Source organism: Bacillus sp. EU52, assembly GCF_037964975.1.
GTDB lineage: Bacteria > Bacillota > Bacilli > Bacillales > Bacillaceae > Bacillus > Bacillus subtilis.
This window is the reverse complement of sequence record NZ_CP150177.1, coordinates 3,937,261-3,956,107: the sequence shown is the minus strand read 5'-3', so window position 1 is coordinate 3,956,107 and position 18,847 is coordinate 3,937,261. Positions and strand designations below refer to the sequence as shown.

Genomic DNA, 18,847 nt, shown 5'->3' with positions numbered 1-18,847 from the left:
GAATTAATCTGGAATAGTATACTTTGAAAAACAAGTACATGCAATATGGTATGGTGATAAAATCCTGATATTACAGAAAAATGAGTCTTTTATCCTTTGTTTTTTACTATATAAATATACTAGAAAGAATCATATCATTTTTGTACGATCTGGATTTTTTTAAAAAATATAATGAATATAACATTCAACTTACTTATAATGAAAAAGGTTAATATTTCTATTAAAGGAGGAGTTTGATGTCTAAAAAAAATAGCGTGGCGATCATGACAACCATTTCTGCGTTTCTTTTTTGCGCCGTGATAGTGGCGGCTTCACTTACGCCGCTGGCCGGAACGGGAGCGGCGGCCAATCAGTTTAATTCAGCTGGCATGTGGTCAGCTGTCGGTATGATCCTTGTATTGTATTTCATTCCATTTCTCGTTTATATGCTCGGAGTCGATGCAATGAGGTATGTCATGGCGGTGCTTTGCGGCTTCGGGCTTTTGATTCATTTGTCTTCGGCCGGTTTTATCTTGATGTTTAGTTTCTTTAGTGACCATCTGCTTTCTGAGGTGATCTTTGTTTTCGGAATTAGTCTCGCTGCGGCTGCTGTCAACGTCATTTGGTTTGTGGCTGCATTTCGGCCGGGTGCTGAAAAAACGTCCGTGAATACTCTTACATAGTTTTCTAGTTTGTGATGTTTTTGTGAAATAGATTTATAAAATGGATGAATATGTTATGATGGTCACAAATTAGAAGTTACATATAATGGGGGTCTCAATGATGGTCAAGTCATTTCGTATGAAAGCTTTGATTGCGGGAGCTGCGGTGGCGGCGGCTGTTTCGGCCGGCGCTGTTTCTGATGTGCCCGCTGCCAAAGTGCTTCAGCCGACAGCTGCTTATGCGGCGGAAACGGTGTTTTCTCAAAATAATGGAGCATCTGGCTTTTTGCCAGGAAGATATGATGTACAAGCGATGGCGCCTGCCATGTTTAACTGGTCACGCGAAAGCCGGTTCGCCGGAAATACAGATGGGACGCTGAAATGGCAAAACGACATCAGAACGACTCCGCAAAATGGAGCGGGGGCTGTGATTGACGGAGACGGCACAGTATATCTTCATTCCAGAGACGGGGAAATGAAAGCCTTTAATCCAGACGGCTCAGTCAAATGGGTGACGGGCAATCTTGGAAAAACATATACGCAATCTCCTGTACTTGGGACCAACGGCGTTATCTATTTGGCATCCTATGACAAAAAGATTTATTTTATTGACAAAGAAACGGGAGAAATTTTAACAACGGTTCCGTTAAGCGGCGGGCCAAGCTCTGAAACGGTGATCGGTTCAGACGGGACGTTGTATTTCTCAACACTTGATAATTATGTTCACGCGATCAAACCGACGTCAAAATCAACCTGGACAGAGCGCTGGAAGTTGAAAACAAATGGTGTCGTCAGCTCTGTGCCGGTGCTTGCCAAAAACGGCACCGTGTATGTCGGCACATATAATTACGTGTTTTATGCGATCAACTCCGGAACCGGACAGGTGAAATGGTCCAGAACGACGTCAAATGCGTTTAAAGGATATCCGGTGATTGATAAGGACGGAAACATTTATGCCGGCAACCAAGATGGACAGCTGTATGCTTATACATCAACAGGCAGTTTGAAATGGACATTCCCGTTAAAAGGGTTCTCCAGCTCATCTCCTGCGATTGATCATAATGGCAATATCTACATCGGCTCAGGAAGCGGCGAGCTGTTTTCCATCAGCAAAAACGGAGATATGAACTGGTCATTCTATACAGACGGCCCTGTCAGAACGGCGCCGCTGATTGACGCGAAGGGAACGGTGTATTTCGGGTCAGATGATATGAAGGTTTATGCGGCAGACGCAAACGGCAATGAATTATGGAGCTATCAAACCGACAGCAACGTCGTGTCATCTCCTCAGCTCGCTGAGGACGGAACGCTTTATATTGGAAGTTATACGAAGCTGATGGCTTTTGGGAAATAACTGAATAGAATAGCAGAAGACCTTCTTTTAATAAGAAGGTCTTCTTACTGTGATACAAAACATTTACACTTGCTGGGATTTTTCAATCTGAACTTTCATATCATTGTCTTTAATCTTAGGCACTATCGTATAAAGGATAATAGGGATTAATAGAAATACAGCTACAACAACAAACATGGCAGAGAGCCCAAAGGCTGCGGAAATGATGCCGAAAATGACACCGGAAAGAATTTCTCCAATTGCTCCTACCCCTGAGTTTAACGAGAAAAGTGTGTTCTTGTATGAATCGGGGAAAAACTTATTTAAGTAACTTGTTACGATCGGATGATGAATATCTTCAATTGCAAGCAAAAACGCTGTACATGGAATGCCCAGCGGCCTGAATGCTCTAGACAATAGAAAAGTCATGACCATGCCCATGGAATCCAATGAGGTTAAAGCGAGATATGGATTTTTTTCGATCTTCTTTTCGAACCTGATGGTTAATGTCAAAAGAACGAGAGCGGTAAACCCTCCTAGGGCAAAAATATATCCCAGTGACTTTTCTGAAAAGCCTAAATCACTCAAAAAAGGCTGCCAGTAACGGGAAATTGTGTCATAGGCTGTGGCTGTAAAGAAACCGGCTATGACGATTAAAAGAACCCTTTTTTTGTTAAAGATAATTTTTAAACTTTCTTTGATAATCTTTATCGAATCATGTTGGTTCTGATCCCCATGATTTGTTTCGGAAACAGAAGGGACTTTAATAAATACAGACATCCAAATAAATAGTAATAAGTAGATCACCATAACGAGCAGGAAAGGAAAATAGATATTTAATGAATACAAATACCCGCTGGCAATACTTCCAATAATTAAAAAAGTGATTAGCAATTGTGTGTTTTTCATCATTTCTTTGCCGAATCGATCTTCCCCTGCGACACGGCTCATCCAAGTTTCAAAAGAACCGGAAATTAAGGAATCTGATAAAGCCCATATGATCATAGCCAGTATGCAAATAGCAGCTGAATCGATAAAAGGGAAGAAGGCCCATGTAAGGATGGAGAAAAAGAATGAACTGGCAATTGAAATTTTAATTCCATAACGATCAGCAAAAACGCCGGAAGGAACTTCAAATATAAGCTTAGCAATTTCAAGTACCGCTCCCATTAATCCAATCTGAAGGAAATCATAATCTTTAGATATCAGATAAAGAATCCAAATAGGCGAAAAAATCCCCATTGCTAATCCCCTAAGTGCGGAAAACGAATAAAAGATGCTCATCTATATGCTCCTTCTGGCAGATTTTTTTGTTTGATCAAAATGATATTGTGTTCGATGGCTTCTTGAATATATTTGGCCACTTCTTCAAGGCTGACACCATGTCTGTCTAAAATCGTATGAAGTGTGTCTTTTCCATTAATATCGCAGAGAATATGCAGCCAAGCTCCGACGTCTTCCTCCGAAACAATAAACTGAATAAATCCTTCTTCCGCAATGTAGATGCAATGCTCACTATCGCTTTCCGGCCTTAACAGAGTGACGCCAGGGTTTAGCGCCAAAATATCTTGTCCTTCACACTTATTGGCTGAGATATTTAAACGACTGGCAATATCACCTTCCTGTGAGTGCCAGTCTTTTATTGTTATCGATTCTAAATGGCTGGTTATGTCTAATTGAACAGAAGGGGTTTCTTTAGTCATTTTTGATAAAAGTCCCATGTTCACCAGTCTTAATAAAAATTCAAAATTTGTAAACTCAGGATCATCCTCCAAATATGTCATGATGGCATGAATGTGTTCAACCTGTATTATGCTGGAGGCATCGCTGTGAGAGAAGGCCTCCTCTATAAGCTGATAATTGTTTTTCTTCAGAAGATGAAACATCATTTTATGTGTATATCTCACGTCCTTACCATAGAAAAAAGGAACCTTTGGCCGGTGGGTATAGCTTGTATGCAGCTCATTTGTTAATGATTTTCGCAATACCGACTTATCCCATAACAAGTCTTTACGGAGTCCATCAGGTATTCCGCAAACCCATTCAACAAGCCGATGGTCCAAGAACGGTACACGGTTTTCGATATGATTAGCCGCGGCGATCCGATCTTCATGCCAGCAATTATACATTTGCAGATCACGGTATTTTGTCAGGACATACGATTGCCAAGGATCTGCTTGGCTGGAATCATTGCTCTTTAAATAAGAAAGGTTTATAGGAGAAAGTCCAAAATGCTCCTCCCACACTCTAAAGATATTTCCCTGCAGCCGATGCAGCCGGTTCATCTCCATCGTATTGACCGATTCAATAAATCCTTCCCAACTTGGGTTCTCGGCTGGTGAAAGTGTCGTGCTGTAACCGCCGTTAAATTCGTCGCTGCCCTGGCCGGTCAGCATGACTTTCAGGTTTGGCCTTATCGCTTTGGCATACTTATGTAAATGAAACTTATATAATTGTTCCGGTCCGCAAAACGGTGTTTCACAGATCCATAACAAATGTTTATATGACTCTGGTTGTAATAACTCATCGTTCCCTAATTGATAGAGAACCTGATGATTTGGAAGGTGTAAATCTTTAGCCAGCCAATGGGCATATTTTGCATCTTCATTTGTAAATGTACTTTGGCTTAATACTGTAAACGTATGGAGATCCTGTTTTTCTGCAGCAAAATGTGCGACTGCAGCTGAATCAATGCCACCGCTAAGAAACAACCCGACTTCAACGTCGCTTTGTAAACATCTATGGACTGAATCTGCCAGCAGTTCTCTATATCCTTCAATCAGGTCATCGGGATGGAGATTCTCATGATAGCCTTGCCTGAGCAAAATATCCTGTAAAGACCAATAGCTTGCTGTTTTTCGTTCATTTGTTGTCAAATTAATTTCGAGATAATGGCCAGCATCGAGATTTTGGATGTTTACAAAAAAGGAAGTGGTTTCTTTATGATTACTGGCTGCTTCCCCGCTTAGCCAAATGTCTGAGAGTGCTTCTTTCCAATTAAATTGGCGGGGACAGTGAGGATGAGAAAATAGGGATTTTATTTCAGAGGCAAATATAAGCTCGTGTTTTAGCTCTGTGTAAAAAAGCGGTTTAATCCCAAAGCGGTCACGAACTAAAAATACTTTGTTTTTATTTTTGTCCCAAATGGCTATTGAAAACATTCCGATGATGTCGTCTACAAATCCAATCCCTTTTTCTTCATATAAATGAACAATTACTTCACAATCAGATGTCGTTTTAAACATATGATTGTGTAAAGAAGCCTTCAGTTCTTTATAGTTATAAATTTCTCCATTTACCATAACGACGATTGATCCATCCTCATTTAAAAAGGGCTGCTGTCCATTTACAAGGTCAAGAATGGACAATCGCCGAAATGCAAAGCCGACTTTGGAATCAATATGATATTGTTCATCATCCGGTCCCCTATAGCTGATGGCATCTGCCATGCCTTTCAATATATGAAAGGTACATTCCTGAGAACGGGGAGCAGCCAGATTTATAATACCCGCGAGCCCGCACATATGTCTCCCTCCCAATAGCGTTATTGATGTTTATAGATATAAGCTGTCTCTACATCTGTTTCTTTTACAATATCGATTTTAATTCCGAGACGTTTTGCGTTTTCGATTGCGAGAATGGAAGCGTACGCAGAAAATTCTTCGGGATCAATTTCAAAATAAAAAAAGGCCTCACTAGGTTCTTTTTCATACCAAGTGTGGGTATTTACGACATATTTATCTTCTGTTTCAAACAATTCAATTTTGTCATAAAGTAAACGTCTTCCTTTTATAAAGAGTTCCACAAATGATCCAACTGGTTGTTGGCTGTTAATGTGTCTCCACTCATCATAATATCCTCTTTCCTCATATTGCTCGTGAATCCAGCTTACAATATCTTGATGAGTCAATCCTTGTTTTTTGGCAAAGGCAAGCAGAGTGATGATGTAATTTACGATTGATTTAGAACGGTGTGTACTCAGCTCATGTACATCGTCTGGTAAAGCAAGCACTTTTTGTTTTTCCAATTCTCATGCCCCCTGCTTAACTTTGATTGCTTCATGTTCAATAAGCAACTCAAACAGCTCCATACAATCTTCTAAGCAGGTTTGATAATCAACATCATATTCATTGACGATTTTTGAGCAAATATCATGTATGCTGACCTTGCCGTCGATATGGTTATAAATATCTGATGCCATTTCATTTAAAGTGATGCCCGGCTCTATAATAATGCTTTTCAAATATTTTCTTGATGGCATTTCTGGATTTTTGGATAAAACAGTTGATTCATTGATCATTTCAATGCACCTTCCTTTTCTTTTTCTATCGTTAACATCCATGTGACAGACTCAATTTCATGATCAGCACTTTGATCATTTTGTTCCCACAGGGGAGCATCCTCCAGCTCATCTAAGCTTTCTATAAAATCCTCCGGTAAAAAGTGAAAGGTTTCTAATGAATAATTGGGAATGCCGGCATCCTGAACAAACTGGTGAATGTCTTCAAAGGAATAACTTTCTTCAAATGCCTCTCTTACAAACCTGAAGTATTCCGGTTCTTTGATTTGTTTTCGCATAATCTCTAAATGGCTTCCTTGGGGATTAAATGTATCCAAAATGACAATTTTTCCGCTCGGAGCCAGAACTCTATAGCACTCTTTAAGTCCTTTAACAACGTCTTCCCAATGATGCAGGCAAGAGTAGGAGACGATGAAGTCAGCATATTGGTCAGCGTAAGATAAATGGTGGACATCTTCCAAATCAAATGAAATCAGGCTGCTTACTCCGCTTTTTTTAGCTTCTTCTTGAGCGATTTCATGCATGGCCGGGTTAATATCGACAGCATGCACGTGCGCATTTGTTCTTTTAGCCAACTGAATGCTTAAATAACCTGGACCTGTGCCCATATCGATAATGACTTTGTTTTTGGGGGAATACATCCGGGACAGTCTGGCGCCAAGCAAGGGGTAAAGATAGGATTGGTAAAGATCAACAAATTCTTTGTACGTTCTGCATTCTTCAGCCGTAATCATCTTCAGCATCCTCCTTATCAAGTTGGCGTGATAGCCTCAAACGTTAATCGTTTTGGATAAGATTAATGACCGCCAGCTGCTACAGCGCGGCGCAATTCAAAAAGGCGAGGTTTCTTATAAGCTTTTTTCATTGAGCATCCCTCCTAAAATAGAGTACTAGATGTCAAATGCTATATGAGATTAATGGCCGCCAGCTGCTACAGCACGGCGCAGTTCAAAAAGGCGAGGTTTCTTATAAGCTTTTTTCATTGAGCATCCCTCCTAAAATAGAGTACTAGATGTCAAATGCTATATGAGATTAATGGCCGCCAGCTGCTACAGCACGGCGCAGTTCAAAAAGACGAGGTTTCTTATAAGCCTTTTTCATCCTTTTCTCTCCTTCCTTGTAAAAAAATAGGCTATCACGCACAACTAAATATTATAATCCTCTGATAATTCTGTCAATATTTACTTTTAGAAAAAAATGTTATATCTTTGTGATGAAGTTACTTTTTTTGGGAGGGATAATATGAGTGCTGTAACTGAATCGGTTTTGGAGTCTATCATCAGTCCTGTAACGATGAGTGAGTTTTTAGAAGAATATTGGCCTGTAAAACCTTTGGTAGCCAGAGGAGAAGTGGAGAGATTTACAAGCATACCGGGGTTTGAAAAGGTTAGAACGCTAGAAAACGTATTGGCTATCTACAATAATCCAGTCATGGTCGTTGGTGATGCTGTGATTGAAGAATCTGAAGGGATCACAGACAGATTTCTTGTGTCACCTGCAGAGGCTTTAGAGTGGTATGAAAAAGGGGCTGCATTAGAGTTTGATTTCACCGACCTATTTATTCCCCAAGTCAGAAGGTGGATAGAAAAACTCAAAGCGGAATTAAGACTGCCTGCGGGTACTTCTTCCAAAGCCATTGTTTACGCGGCGAAAAATGGCGGGGGATTCAAAGCCCATTTTGACGCCTACACCAACTTGATTTTTCAAATTCAAGGTGAGAAAACATGGAAGCTTGCCAAGAATGAAAATGTGAGCAATCCAATGCAGCACTATGATTTATCAGAGGCTCCTTACTATCCTGATGATTTACAGTCATATTGGAAAGGAGATCCGCCAAAAGAGGATCTGCCAGATGCAGAAATCGTTAATTTAACACCGGGAACCATGCTGTATTTGCCAAGAGGTTTATGGCACTCCACCAAATCTGATCAAGCAACGTTAGCTTTAAATATTACATTTGGCCAGCCTGCATGGCTTGACTTGATGCTAGCAGCTCTTCGAAAAAAATTAATCAGTGATAACAGATTTAGAGAACTCGCTGTAAATCATCAATCCCTACATGAATCGTCCAAATCAGAGTTAAATGGATATTTGGAAAGTCTGATTCAAACGTTATCAGAGAACGCAGAGACATTGACCCCAGAGCAAATCTTCCAATCTCAGGATTCAGATTTTGATCCTTATCAATCCACGCAATTGGTATTCAGACAGCTTTTGACAAGTTATAAGTTCTAGTAAATACTAGATAAGGGGATTAATGACATAAAATAGGTTGTTAATTCTCTTATTTTTGTTCAGCTAAAAGGAGGAAAATATGAATATTATTCCGACATGCCAGATACCTAAAGATCTTGTTTCCGCGTTTTTTCAAAAACACTGGGGCAGTCCGCAAATGGTTATTTCTAGCGGTATTTATAACTGCGATGAATTAGATGGTTATGGAATGCTCAACGATGATAACCAGATTGTTGGCCTTATTACATACATATTTGAAGAAGATGCCTGTGAAATCATTTCGCTGGATAGTGTCATTGAGAATAAAGGGAACGGAACAGCTCTGCTAGAGAAAGCCGAGGAAGCATGCAGAGAGAGAAATATCAAACAAATAAAACTGATCACAACCAATGATAATATTCATGCATTAGTGTTTTATCAGAAGAGAGGGTACCGGTTGGATCGACTATTTGTGAATGCAGTCGAGACGGCCAGAAAGATGAAGCCCGAAATTCCTTTACTGGCAGATAATAAAATACCTATCCGTGATGAATTGCTTTTGGTCAAGGAGTTACAATAAAAGGCGCTCCTCTAAGGAAGCGCCTTTTGATCATGCGATTATTCAGCGGCCTGAATAAATACACCCTTCTCATGAGAAAACTCTTTGAATCCGTATACCCCATGATAGGAGCCGATTCCGCTTGTGTTGACGCCGCCGAATGGCAGGTTGACGTCACTGAAATGGACGACGACATCATTGATGGCCGCATTTCCTGATGTCGTGTGCTGAAGGACGTTGTCAATCAGGTCTTGGTTTCCGCTGAACACATAAAGTGCAAGCGGTTTATCGCGGTCATTTACGTAATCGATGACCTCGTCGATGTCTTCATAGTTCATCATTGGCAGGATCGGTGCGAAGATTTCCTCCTGCATGATTTTCATATCAGGCGTGACGTTTTTCAAAACGGTTGGCGAGATCGTGCGGTCGCTGGCATCAAATACGCCGCCGAACACCACTTCCGCCCCTTTTTCGATGGCATCGTCGAACAGATCTTTGACGCGGTTGAAGTTGCGGTCATTGACGATCTGCGTAAATTTGCTGCGGTCTGGGGTATGATCATCCTCCATAAATCCAGCGTTGACGACTGTTTGTAAAATCCCCGCGAACCTGTCCTGAACGTCTTTTTTAATGAACAGGTAATCAGGTGCGATGCAGGTTTGGCCGGCGTTTACGAATTTCCCGACGGCGATCTTTTTCGCTGCGTCCATCAGATCGTATTCACTGTCAATGATCGTCGGGCTCTTGCCGCCAAGTTCAAGTGTGACAGATGCCAAGTGTTTGGCAGCCGCTGTCATGACAATTTTCCCGACATTTGTGCTTCCAGTGAAGAAAATATGGTCGAACGGCTGATCAAGTAGTTCGGTTGCCACCTCAACCTCTCCTTCAAAAATCGCGACTTCTTTTTCATCAAAAGCGTCTCTTATCACTTTAGCGGCAATGTTGCTCGTGTTCATCGTGAAATCGGACAGCTTCACAATCGCGCTGTTTCCGGCTGCGAGAGAAGCGGCAAGCGGCGCCATCGTCAGCATAAACGGATAGTTCCACGGGCCGAGGATGAGTGTGACGCCTTTAGGCTCGTACATAAGAATTCCGTTTGCGTCAGGGCTTAACGATGAACCGACTTCTTTAGGCGCCATCCATTGTTCCAGGTTATTCATATTATCTCTGATCGCTTTTTTTGTTCCTTCGATTTCCGCTTTTTTGACTTCGTGATATGGTTTGCGGACGTCTTTACGGATCGCTTCGATGATTTCTTCTTCATGGGCGATGACGGAATCTAAAAAGCGCTGAAGCTTTTCTCTCCGCTGTTCCGCTGTTGAAGCGCGCAAGGCTTTTTGCTGTTTTTTCTGAAGCTGAAAGACACGCTGGATGTCGTCCTTTACTTGCTGTTCCATTGTAAATCCCCCTCATTTGCTTTCTTCTTATCTCGGACCTATTATAAAGTGGTACCTTTTCTGTAAGAAAGACAACGGTGAACCATCTATACGTTACCGTACATATATTGACCATCTGTCTAATGATTGGAGGTGTCTTTTGTGCCGGAATCTGCCGAAGCTCAAGTGAAAGAGGCGCTGCTGGCTTTATTGAAAGAAAGAGATATTCAACACATCACAATGAAAGAAATCGCTGAGAAGGCCAAAGTGAGCCGCGGATCGCTCTACCTTTATTATGAGGATAAGTTTTCAATCATTGAGGATGTGATCGAAGATATGAAGGAAGGACTGGGCAAAGCGCTTTTTGATGCCTTCAGTCATATGGATACCCTCCATTTGAACAAAAAACGGCAAACGGTGCATCCGACGCTGTCCTTTGTTCATGAGCATCGATCCTTTTTTTCTGTGATGATGAACAGAGGGCATTTCCATCGTTTTTTTAAGGGTGTGTTTCAGCAGGATGTTCTGCTGACTCCGGTCCATGTGAATTTGACGCCGATCGAACGGGAAATTTACGGACATTACCGGGCCTTGTACACGTACGCGATTATCCTGTATTGGCTGAATGAGGATGCGGCCGCGACTCCGGAAGCTATCAGCCAAAAGGTATGGGAGCTTGTTTCTCAAAAGAGATTTTATTGGCTGTTTGGACAAGCTGTGCCAGGAGAGCGAGAGAAGGACAAGCAAATCGACAGGCGTGTGGTTCGAACGAGAGAGGCGCTCCAGAAGGCATTTCTGGACGTGCTGGCGGAGAAAAAAGACTACGCAGCCATCACAATTTCGGATATTACCCGGAAAAGCAATATCCGCCGTGCAACCTTTTATGATCACTATGCCAATAAGGAGGAATTGCTCCGAACCATGATACAGCGATCATGTGCGGAGATCATTGATCACCTGACGATTGCCTCCAGCCTGAATGAATTTTCCTTAAAGGAAGCGGAGAAGGCGCTCGCCAGTCTGCTTTCTGCTTTGTCAAATATGCCCATTGTCCATTTTCTCAATCGGGAATGGGGTGTTCCTCATGTGATACCTGATATGTTCAAAGCGCTGGAATCGTTTTATCTGCATCAGCAAACTGATATTCACGCAGAGAAAAAGCTTTATGCCCATTATGTATCCGCAATGATTATCGGGTTGCTTTTGTATCGGCTGGATGAAGGAAAGGCGCATCCGCCTGAAGTGCTGGCGAGGGAATTTTTGCAGTTTTTGGATGTGAAAAAGTATAAGGTTGTATTGCTTTGAAAGACAAAAAGAGAGGGACATCCCCTCTCTTATTTCGTTTCTTTCTTCCATTTCTCATCAATCAGCATTTTCCCTGGCCATGTGTATGCCATGATGCCGCCGTCTGCGGTGATGTCCTCTCCTGTGACGTATGAGCTGTCGTCTGACGCGAGGAACAGGGCCACTGTCGCCATTTCCTTCGGCTGGCCGAGACGGCCGAGCGGCGTGACCCATTTGTTGGCTTCGCGGAATTTTTCACCCATTTCTTGTTCTTTGGTGCCTGCTAATTTGTCAATCAGCGGGGTTTCGATCGTACCCGGTGAAATGGAATTGACGCGGATGCCGTTTCGTGCGTAGTCGATCGCCATCGCTTTTGTCAGGTTGGTGATGCCGCCTTTTGCTGCGTTGTAGCCGGAGCGGTCAAGGTCCGCGGCACGGCCTGACATGGAGGAGGTGTTGATGATGGAGCCTCCATTTTCGAGCATGAGCGGAATCAGATATTTGCTGCAAAGGAACGTGCCGCGCAGGTCGACGGCGATAATGCGGTCAAACAGGTCAACCGGATATTCGTGCACCTTTCCGCCTTCCTGATCAACGCCGGCATTATTAAACAGAATATCAATCGTTCCGCATGCATCCTTGATTTGATCAGCAAATGCTTTCACACTGTTTTCATCTGACACATCGAGGTGAAAGGATTCGGCCTGTCCTCCGTTTTTTCTGATTGCGTCAACTGTTTCTTCCATTTGATCTTTATTGATATCTCCGATGATCACACGCGCGCCTTCATTGGCAAAAACCTCTGCCGTCGCTTGCCCAATGCCTGTCGCGGCGCCTGTGATCACTGCTGTTTTGTTTTCAAGTCTTCCCATGATACGAGACCTCCTTTTTCTATTTGTCTTCCCGCTATGTGCAGTGATAAACATGCGAGAAAAGAAAGGCCAGCATATGTTAAGATGAATTAGAAATTGTTGGGAGGTTTGTATGTTTGAAGGTACAGCATAAGAAGGAGCTCAAGTTTTATTGCTTCATTACCATTCCATCTGCATTTGTTGTGCTGACTGTCATCTCTTTTTTATTGCAAGAGATTACGTTTCCGGTGACTGCAAGCGCATTTCTGAATGCTTCATGGCATAATCTTTTGTTTTTGATACCGTTCGGTTTGTTTTTCTACCCGGTGCATATATGGATGAAGCGGGAGTTTGGCCGCTGGAATGACACAGAAAAAAAGAGAGGATGATGAAGCCTCTCTTTTTTATGAGAATGAGTGAGAAAAAGAGTGAAAACAAATCCAACTAATGTTAAATTTACATATATATGCATCTATCAATCTAATTGACAATTGTCATCTTATGTGATAAATAGATGCTGAAAAGGGTTTACATAATGGTAAAGGAGCGATCAAGAGTGGCGAAAAAAGAGTTTAAAGCAGAGTCTAAACGCTTGCTGGATATGATGATTAACTCCATTTATACCCAAAAAGAAATTTTCCTGCGCGAGTTAATCTCCAATTCGAGTGATGCGATTGACAAAATCTATTACAAAGCGCTTACGGACGATGCGCTTACGTTTGATAAAGACAGTTACTACATAAAGGTCGCAGCTGACAAAGATGCGAGAACATTAACCATCTCTGATACGGGGATCGGAATGACAAAGGATGAGCTTGAACAGCATCTTGGAACAATTGCAAAAAGCGGTTCCCTCGCGTTTAAAAAGGAAAACGAGTTGAAAGACGGACATGACATTATCGGGCAGTTCGGTGTCGGTTTTTACGCGGCATTTATGGTTGCCGATGTCGTGACAGTCATCAGTAAAGCGCTGGGCAGCGAAGAGGCTTATAAATGGGAGTCTGCGGGTGCAGACGGCTATACGATTGAACCGTGTGAAAAGGATTCTGTCGGTACAGACATTATCCTGAAAATCAAAGAGAACACAGAAGATGACAGCTATGACGAGTTTTTAGAGGAATATCGTTTAAAAGCGATCATCAAGAAGTACTCCGACTTCATTCGCTACCCGATCAAAATGGATACAACCATTAATAAGCCGAAGGAAGGCAGCGAAAATGAATTTGAAGAGGTGCAGGAAGAGCAAACGGTCAACAGCATGGTGCCGATCTGGAGAAAAAACAAAAGCGAGCTGACAGATGAGGATTATGAAAAATTCTATGCTGAAAAGCATTACGGGTTTGATAAACCGCTCACACACGTTCATATCAGTGTGGATGGAGCCGTTCGCTACAATGCGATTCTATTCGTCCCTGAAAACATGCCGTTCGACTACTATTCCAAGGAATATGAGAAAGGCTTGGAGCTGTATTCCAATGGCGTGCTGATCATGAATAAGTGCGCAGATCTGCTTCCGGACCACTTCAGCTTTGTGAAGGGCATGGTCGATTCTGAGGATCTGTCGCTGAATATTTCCAGAGAAATGCTGCAGCATGACCGCCAGCTGAAGCTGATCGCGAAAAACATCAGCAAGAAAATCAAAAGCGAGCTGCAAAGCCTGTTGAAAAAAGACCGCGAGAAATACGAGACGTTCTACAAGTCGTTCGGCAGACAGCTGAAATTCGGCGTGTACAATGATTTTGGCGCGAATAAGGATCAATTGAAGGATCTCCTCTTATTCTACTCTTCAAAAGAGAAAAAACTGGTCAGCTTAGACGAGTATGTTTCCAGAATGCCAGAGGAGCAGAAATTCATTTATTACGCGACCGGTGATTCTTACGACCGCATTGAGAAACTGCCGCAAACGGAAATGGTGGCGGACAAAGGCTATGAAATCCTCTACTTTACTGAGGACATCGATGAGTTTGCAATTAAAATGCTGGCTTCTTATCAGGAAAAAGAATTCAAGTCCGTATCAAGCGGAGACCTTGGCATAGACACGGATGAGGATCAAAAGCAGTCCGAGGAAGAGGAAAGCAAGTATAAGGATCTGTTTGAGGAAATGAAAAACATTCTGTCAGACAAAGTGAAAAACGTCAGAATCTCAAAACGGCTTAAATCACATCCAGTCTGCCTTGCTGCTGACGGCGAAGTGACAATTGAGATGGAAAAAATCTTAAATGCGATGCCTGACAGCCAAAATGTGAAGGCGGAAAAAGTGCTGGAAATCAACCCAAATCACGAGGTATTCCAAACACTGCAGGACGCGTTTGAACAAGATAAAGAGAAGCTGAGCCTGTACACAAACCTTCTGTACAATCAGGCGCTCCTCATCGAAGGCCTGCCGATTCAGGACCCTGTGGAATTTACGAACAATATTTGCAAGGTCATGGTGTAAACAGAAAAAGGAATCGTCTCGTAAGGAGACGATTCCTTTTTTTATAATGTACGCTCATTCAGCACTTGGTTTTGGGTGCTTTTCTTCTTTTTAAACCGTTTTTTCAGGCTTGCTTCAATTTCCTCCAAGCTTTTCCCTTTGGTTTCCGGTACCATGTAGAACGCGAAGAAAAATGAGAGAAGACAAATGACTGAGAAAACCATAAAGACCCATGCGATGCCCATCGCGCTTAGCATCAGCGGGAAGACAAGCGACACGATCAGGTTAGCTGCCGATAACACCAAAGTCGTGAACCCTGTCGCGGCTCCGCGTGCTTTGGACGGGAAGAGCTCAGGCATGAGCACCCACACTACCGGACCCCATGTCGCCTGGTAAAAGACGATATAGACACCGAGAAAGACTACTGTCATCCACGCTGTTGATGCGGAAAGCCCCAGTGTCAGGAGCACGCCTGATAAAGCAGCAAGGCTCAGTGTGATGCCGACACTTCCCCAGATCAGAAGTTTTTTGCGTCCGACACGGTCAATTAAAATCATGGCAGTGATACACATGATGACGTTAAGGACGCCGATTCCCATTGTGCCGAGTGCGGAAGCTGACGTGCCAAGACCGGCCTTCGTAAAAATGGTCGGCGCGTAGTAGATGACCGTGTTAATGCCGACAGCCTGCTGAAAAATGGCAAGACCGACGCCAATCAGAAGCATAGGGCGAATCCATTTGGCTTTTAGGACGCTGAGTGTTGTTTCTTTTTTCTCTGCTTCTCCTTGCTTCATCTCTGCCAATTCCATTTCGATGTCTTTGGGATCATGAGTGATGTTCATGATTCGTCTCGCTTCTTCTTCACGGCCGCGCTTCACGAGCCATCTTGGCGATTCCGGCATGAATGCGATGCCGATTAATAAAAGCACGGCAGGCACCGCGGCCAGACCGACCATCCAGCGCCACGCTTCAAACGGTGTGAACAGGTAGTTCACGATATAGGCGAGCAAAATTCCTGTGACGATCATTAAGTTGTTCATTGTGCCGAGTGTACCGCGAATTTTTGTCGGTGCCATTTCTGAAAGATATACGGGCACAAGCGCCGTTGAACCGCCGACGGCCAATCCGAGAATCACCCTAGATGCAATCAGCATGCCGATTGTTTGAGAAAATGCGCAAGCGAGCGCTCCGATAATGAAAATGATGGAAAGGACAAATACAACCTTTCTCCTGCCCCAGCGGTCTGAGCATGTACCGCTCAAGGCCGAACCGAAAATCGCGCCAAGGAGCAACATGCTGACAACCAATCCTTCTGTCAATGTCGTTAAAGGAATATCGTTATTGATAAACAGGAGTGCCCCGGAGATAACGCCTGTATCGTAACCGTAAAGCAGTCCCCCTAAAGCGCCGAAAAAGTAGATCATATATTTCCTTGTGTCTTTCTTCACAAATGTCTCCTCCTCAGTTGTTGAGCCAATGAGTATCTAAAATGTATAACAAAGTTAATAGATTAGTACCCATTTCCTATCTCATTTGAAACATTTGTTTTGAACAAACGGAAACGTTAAAGCCAAAAGAGATGATCACAGATCCGCTGAGTTTAGGAAAAACGAAATAACTTTATGCTCAGAGAAACCATTAAAAAAACCTTACCCGCGCGGAGTAAGGTTTTGATTAAGACATTTTTATTCTTCTGCTTCGTTGACGAAAACCAAGGCGGAGAAGCCTTTTTTCTTATCAAATTGCAATTCAACGACGGTAACGTCCGGATTGAAGTTGTGGTATTCCTCTAAGAACTGAATAATGCCTTCTGAAATGTCATCTGACATAAGCTGCTTGTGGTGCAGGCCAAATGTAGCTTCAGCGAAGAACCCTGTACGCTTGTTATAAGATAGCTCCTTTACTTCAACGTCTTCAGGGTAGATATCTTCTTCATTGGAAATATACACGCAAATTCCGTCTACAATTTCTTGCTCATTTAATATTAATCTCATCGCCTAAAATCTCCTTCTGTACGTCTTCGGTGCTTTAAATGCGCGAATCAATGCGATGACAATGATTAAAATAATGATCAAAGCGATGATATCAACGATCCAGGCAATGGGTGAAGCGCCATAAGAAACATAGCCTGGTCCTCCGACTGGATGATAGGTGTAACCCCATGGGTGCATCATGCTGATCATGAACATACCCATTGTAAATCCGCTATAATATCCAAACCATCCTGATGGTGCGAAACCTGCGTGATAGTAATGATTCACTGAAACATAACGTCCGCCAACATAAGCTTTAGACGTTTTTCCGCTGTATGTCTTTCCGCTTACTTTTGATGTAGCGCCGGAAAAGGTCCCTGACGATTTTTTAGAGCTTGATGAGCTTGCCTTTTCCGAAGGCTTCTTTTTAAGCGAAATCGATGATGATGAATCGTCAGGCGTCTTGGATTTTTTGCTAGAAGAGCCTGATCCTGAGCTGTAGCTTGATTTCGGGCTTGATTTATAGCTTCCGCTGTATGACGAGCTTGAACTCCGGCTGCTATAACTAGATGATGAGCGGCCGCTAAAGCTCTTTGCATGAGAAATCGTTGATGGCAGCAGTACACCTAAAGCAACGGTTACTGCAACTAAGGCTTTTACATATTTAAGTTTCATTCTGTTTCCTCCATAGACCATCGAAACGGCCCGCTATTCTGACCAGCAAATAAAAGAAGCTGGGTCAGCTTTATTTCATATGAACTGGATGATATGAACGTTTCATACTTTTGCTTTCTCAATCACTTTCTTTCTGAGATAAACTACCTTTATTTTATCGGATTTATGGCTCATTTTGTAAGGTTTTGCTTCAAAATCAGTTATTTAGGAATTTATCGCACAAAAAAACAGCCTTCTCCAATGGAGAAGGCTGTTTTCTTCTTATGCGAACAGCTTATCAATAAATGAAATATCCTCTTGAGAAAGCGTCACGTCGGCTGTTTTGATGTTATCAATCAGCTGATCGGCACGTTTTGCTCCCGGGATTAAAATATCAATTTCCGGTCTTGCTAAATACCAGGCCAATACGATGTGAGGGATATCCACGTTGTGTTTTTCGGCAATCGGCGCAAGCTTGTTGACCTTTCTGATATTTTCTTTGAAACGCTCGCCCTTGAAGTGTTCCTGTTCGTTTCGCAGGTCGCCTTCTGGGAACGTTGTATCTTCTGTATACTTTCCTGCCAATAAACCTGATACGAGCGGGAAGTAAGGGATAAATGAAATATTATGCTCCTTCGTATACGGGAAGAATGTTTTTTCCGCTTCACGGTTTAACAGGTTGTATTCGCCTTGCAATACATCTACCAAACCGTCTTTGTTTGCTTCTTTCAATTGCTCTAAAGAGAAGTTGGATACACCGATGGAGCGGATTTTTCCGGCTTTCTTCATCTCATTCAGCGCGTTAACGGCTTCATCCTTAGGCGTATGTTCGTCAGGGAAGTGAATGTAGAACAAATCGATATAATCGGTATTCAAGCGCTTCAGGCTTTCATCAACTGATTTTTTAAGAAATTCTGGTGAATTATCAAAGACAAAGTCATTGCCTTGTTTTCTGTGAGCGGCTTTTGTCGCGATGATAACATCTTCACGGTTGAATTCACGCAGCACTTCACCAATTAATTCTTCGGAACGGCCGATCCCGTAAATGTAAGCGGTGTCTAACATTGTCACGCCATTACGGATCGCCTCGCGCACCAATTCTTTTCCGGTTTCTTCATTTAGGTTCGGGTAGAGGTTATGTCCTCCGACAGCATTTGTTCCTAATCCGATAGGGAATACCTTCAAGTCTGATTTTCCGAGCTTCGCTTTTTTCATGATCTGCCTCCTAGAATAAAATGGATGATAG

18 protein-coding genes are annotated in these 18,847 nt (G+C 42.7%); 7 read left to right on the top strand and 11 right to left on the bottom strand.

What is annotated here, in order from left to right; all coding sequences use genetic code 11:
- Positions 1-236 precede the first annotated feature (236 nt).
- Positions 237-662: a DUF5391 family protein gene (locus NSU05_RS20295; RefSeq protein WP_038429923.1), complete on the top strand. Its 426-nt coding sequence runs from the start codon at positions 237-239 to the stop codon at positions 660-662.
- Positions 663-762: 100 nt separating this feature from the next.
- Positions 763-1,995 carry a PQQ-binding-like beta-propeller repeat protein gene (locus NSU05_RS20290; protein WP_038429922.1) on the top strand — a complete coding sequence of 411 codons (1,233 nt, stop codon included), beginning with the start codon at positions 763-765 and terminating at the stop codon, positions 1,993-1,995.
- Positions 1,996-2,058: 63 nt separating this feature from the next.
- Here NSU05_RS20290 and NSU05_RS20285 read toward each other — a convergent pair whose 3' ends face one another.
- From NSU05_RS20285 to NSU05_RS20265, 5 genes are read right to left on the bottom strand one after another with little or no spacing between them, the layout of a single operon-like run.
- Positions 2,059-3,258 carry an MFS transporter gene (locus NSU05_RS20285; RefSeq protein WP_003244232.1) on the bottom strand — a complete coding sequence of 400 codons (1,200 nt, stop codon included), beginning with the start codon at positions 3,256-3,258 and terminating at the stop codon, positions 2,059-2,061.
- The gene (gene asnB, locus NSU05_RS20280) at positions 3,255-5,498 is read right to left on the bottom strand and encodes an asparagine synthase (glutamine-hydrolyzing) (protein ID WP_029318573.1); all 2,244 of its coding nucleotides are present in this window, start codon (positions 5,496-5,498) and stop codon (positions 3,255-3,257) included. The genes NSU05_RS20285 and asnB overlap by 4 nt, the downstream gene beginning before the upstream one ends.
- A 20-nt stretch (positions 5,499-5,518) precedes the next feature.
- A complete protein-coding gene (locus NSU05_RS20275) occupies positions 5,519-6,001 on the bottom strand; it encodes a hypothetical protein (RefSeq protein WP_003243073.1) in 483 nt (160 codons plus the stop codon).
- 3 nt (positions 6,002-6,004) lie between these two features.
- Positions 6,005-6,274 (bottom strand): PqqD family protein, encoded by a 270-nt coding sequence (locus NSU05_RS20270; RefSeq protein WP_033882790.1) that lies wholly within the window; start codon positions 6,272-6,274, stop codon positions 6,005-6,007.
- Positions 6,271-7,008 (bottom strand): class I SAM-dependent methyltransferase, encoded by a 738-nt coding sequence (locus NSU05_RS20265; RefSeq protein ID WP_038429921.1) that lies wholly within the window; start codon positions 7,006-7,008, stop codon positions 6,271-6,273. The genes NSU05_RS20270 and NSU05_RS20265 overlap by 4 nt, the downstream gene beginning before the upstream one ends.
- Before the next feature lie 508 nt (positions 7,009-7,516).
- Here NSU05_RS20265 and NSU05_RS20260 point away from each other — a divergent pair.
- Entirely contained in the window at positions 7,517-8,509 is a 993-nt protein-coding gene (locus tag NSU05_RS20260) for a cupin domain-containing protein (protein WP_003243554.1), read from the top strand.
- Between the two features lie 79 nt (positions 8,510-8,588).
- Complete coding sequence (locus NSU05_RS20255; protein ID WP_038429920.1) at positions 8,589-9,068, top strand: GNAT family N-acetyltransferase; 480 nt, start codon at positions 8,589-8,591, stop codon at positions 9,066-9,068.
- A 38-nt stretch (positions 9,069-9,106) separates the two neighbouring features.
- Here the strand turns inward: NSU05_RS20255 and NSU05_RS20250 are convergent, their stop codons facing one another.
- Entirely contained in the window at positions 9,107-10,444 is a 1,338-nt protein-coding gene (locus NSU05_RS20250) for an aldehyde dehydrogenase family protein (RefSeq protein ID WP_038429919.1), read from the bottom strand.
- Between the two features lie 141 nt (positions 10,445-10,585).
- On the opposite strand from NSU05_RS20250, the gene NSU05_RS20245 reads away from it, so the two are divergent.
- Positions 10,586-11,728: a TetR/AcrR family transcriptional regulator gene (locus tag NSU05_RS20245; RefSeq protein WP_173614387.1), complete on the top strand. Its 1,143-nt coding sequence runs from the start codon at positions 10,586-10,588 to the stop codon at positions 11,726-11,728.
- Between the two features lie 29 nt (positions 11,729-11,757).
- Here the strand turns inward: NSU05_RS20245 and NSU05_RS20240 are convergent, their stop codons facing one another.
- Positions 11,758-12,579 carry an SDR family oxidoreductase gene (locus tag NSU05_RS20240; RefSeq protein ID WP_015385126.1) on the bottom strand — a complete coding sequence of 274 codons (822 nt, stop codon included), beginning with the start codon at positions 12,577-12,579 and terminating at the stop codon, positions 11,758-11,760.
- 116 nt (positions 12,580-12,695) lie between these two features.
- Between NSU05_RS20240 and NSU05_RS20235 the strand changes: the two genes are divergently transcribed.
- Together NSU05_RS20235 and htpG are read left to right on the top strand one after the other, a co-directional pair.
- A complete protein-coding gene (locus NSU05_RS20235; RefSeq protein ID WP_014481429.1) occupies positions 12,696-12,947 on the top strand; it encodes a hypothetical protein in 252 nt (83 codons plus the stop codon).
- 167 nt (positions 12,948-13,114) lie between these two features.
- Positions 13,115-14,995, top strand: a complete 1,881-nt coding sequence (gene htpG, locus NSU05_RS20230; RefSeq protein ID WP_003243561.1) for a molecular chaperone HtpG — start codon at positions 13,115-13,117, stop codon at positions 14,993-14,995.
- A 41-nt stretch (positions 14,996-15,036) separates the two neighbouring features.
- Here htpG and NSU05_RS20225 read toward each other — a convergent pair whose 3' ends face one another.
- From NSU05_RS20225 to NSU05_RS20210, 4 genes are all read right to left on the bottom strand, one after another.
- The gene (locus NSU05_RS20225; protein ID WP_015715023.1) at positions 15,037-16,422 is read right to left on the bottom strand and encodes a sugar porter family MFS transporter; all 1,386 of its coding nucleotides are present in this window, start codon (positions 16,420-16,422) and stop codon (positions 15,037-15,039) included.
- A 237-nt stretch (positions 16,423-16,659) separates the two neighbouring features.
- Entirely contained in the window at positions 16,660-16,968 is a 309-nt protein-coding gene (locus tag NSU05_RS20220; protein WP_003227046.1) for a YxcD family protein, read from the bottom strand.
- Between the two features lie 3 nt (positions 16,969-16,971).
- Positions 16,972-17,622 (bottom strand): hypothetical protein, encoded by a 651-nt coding sequence (locus NSU05_RS20215; RefSeq protein ID WP_029726144.1) that lies wholly within the window; start codon positions 17,620-17,622, stop codon positions 16,972-16,974.
- Positions 17,623-17,883: 261 nt separating this feature from the next.
- A complete protein-coding gene (locus tag NSU05_RS20210; RefSeq protein ID WP_038429917.1) occupies positions 17,884-18,816 on the bottom strand; it encodes an aldo/keto reductase in 933 nt (310 codons plus the stop codon).
- Positions 18,817-18,847: the final 31 nt, after the last annotated feature.